The organism is Pseudomonas sp. AC463 (assembly GCF_979253585.1).
Genome location: NZ_CEEDDZ010000217.1, coordinates 1 through 373 on the forward strand (window position 1 = coordinate 1; position 373 = coordinate 373).

Here is a 373-nt window from a genome sequence, read left to right on the forward strand (position 1 = left end):
GATAGCAAGCCCTGGTGGCCGGCGGACTACGGGCACTACGGCCCTTTCATGATCCGCATGGCGTGGCATGCCGCGGGTACTTACCGGGTTACCGATGGACGTGGCGGCTCCTCGTCTGGCCAACAACGCTTCGAACCTCTCAACAGCTGGCCGGACAACGGCAATCCGGACAAGGCACGGCGCCTGCTGTGGCCGATCAAGCAGAAGTACGGGAAACACATCAGCTGGGCGGACCTGTTCATCCTCGCCGGGAACGTCGCCATCGAGAGCATGGGCGGACCAACCTTCGGCTTCGCCGGTGGGCGCAAGGACGTCTTCCAGTCGGAGGGTGACACGTACTGGGGCGCCGAGGAGCAGTGGATCGGACACGCGG

At 64.6% G+C, this 373-nt stretch carries 1 protein-coding gene; it reads left to right on the plus strand.

All coding sequences use genetic code 11. The features are described 5' to 3' along the window. On the plus strand, positions 1-373 hold a 373-nt coding region (locus AC0IYH_RS29850; RefSeq protein WP_471837696.1), incomplete at both ends, for a peroxidase family protein.